1 protein-coding gene is annotated in these 1,439 nt (G+C 70.4%); it reads right to left on the bottom strand.

Annotated features, from left to right (window positions below):
* Positions 1 to 66: 66 nt before the first annotated feature.
* Positions 67 to 1,095, bottom strand: a complete 1,029-nt coding sequence (locus AC13HU_RS37125; RefSeq protein ID WP_483046407.1) for a glycoside hydrolase family 16 protein — start codon at positions 1,093 to 1,095, stop codon at positions 67 to 69.
* Positions 1,096 to 1,439: the final 344 nt, after the last annotated feature.

Genomic DNA, 1,439 nt, shown 5'->3' with positions numbered 1-1,439 from the left:
GTCCGGCCCACCCGCCCGTTGCGTTGTACCGCGTTGCGATGTCGTGCCGTTGGGCCGCCCTCGCGCCTACGGGGCCTTGTTGTAGACCGCCACGTAGTCGATGTTCATCTGGCCGCCGGACACGGTCGCGGAGTTGGGGCCGCCGCCGAACGCGTCGGGGAAGCCGCCGCCCGTCGCCAGGTCGTAGATGATGAAGAACGGGTGGTCCACCGCGTTCGCCCACGTGGTGGCGTCCACCTGGGTCGAGTTGACGGTGAAGTAGTTCTGCCCGTCCAGGTACCAGCGGATCTGCTCGGGCGACACCGAGCGGTCGATCTGCACCGCGTACGTGTGGTAGCCGGTCTGGCAGCCGGAGCAGGCGTGCTCGCCGGAGCCGATGCCGGTCGACTCGTTGCACGGGCCGCCCGGGTTGGTGCCGCAGTGCAGCGTGCCGAACACCGAGCTACGGGAGTTGATGTCCTCCAGGATGTCCACCTCGCCCGAGGTCGGCCACGTGGTGCCGGTGCGCAGCGTCGAGCCGAGCATCCAGAACGCCGGCCAGTAGCCCGCGCCGTTGGCGGTGGTCAGGTCCGGCTGCTGGATCGAGGACTGCATCATCACCACGCCGCCGGCAGGCGCGCCGAAGCTGTCGCTCTGCGTCTCGATCCGGCCCGACGTCCAACCCGAGCCCGGGTCCGACCCGTTGTGCAGCGCCTTCAGCACCAGGTGGCCGTTGCCGTCCTCGTAGACGTTCGACGTGCTGTCGGTCATCGTCTCGATCTCACCGGTGCCGAAGCTGCTGCCCGGGCCGGTGTCGTACTTCCAATCAGACGTCGGCACACCGGTGTTCGCGCCGCCGTTGAAGTCGTCGCTCCAGGTGGTGGTGAAGCCGGCGGGCGGCGCGGGCACGTCGTTCGGTGCGACGGTGGCCGCGGTCGGGGCGGCCGCGCTTCCGGTGCCCGTGGCCGCCGTCATCCCGGCCAGGCTCAGCGCGGCAACGGCCACCGCGGTCAACGCCAACCGTGCCTTCGGCCTGCGGCTCCGCCGTGCCGCGCGGCCGGCGCGAGCTGATCCGCCCTGCGCCTTCTCCTGCTCTGGTACCTGTCCGCTGGACATGCGATCTCCTGTCCCGATCGGAGTGTGTGGGGGGTTGCGCCCGTCGGCGCGGAAGTGCCCTGAGTGAGCGCCGGGTTCACGACGCACGCGGCGATACGGTCCCGCCGTCCGGTCCCGGTCCGGGCCCGGCGGGCGAGTTCCGCCGCCCACGGCCGTAACCGTTTGCGACCCGACTCCCGCGTGTGCTGCGCGCGTGCGGCTGACATGTATTGCTCCTGCCCGGGTGGGGGACCGTGTACAGGGTTCGTACGCCCGTGAGAGCGCTCTCTCAGTAGGACAGTGGTCTAGTGCCCCACTTCCCGGGAGTCAACCCGTCCCACACAAACCCTGCGCAACTCCCGCCC

Source organism: Streptomyces sp. NH27 (assembly GCF_056859195.1).
Note: the sequence above shows the minus strand (reverse complement) of the source record. Positions and strands in the feature narration are given on the sequence as shown.

Bases quoted from the DNA above. Each gene is read 5' to 3' on its own strand.
- AC13HU_RS37125 (WP_483046407.1), bottom strand. From the start codon at position 1,095: ATGTCCAGCGGACAGGTACCAGAGCAGGAGAAGGCGCAGGGCGGATCA.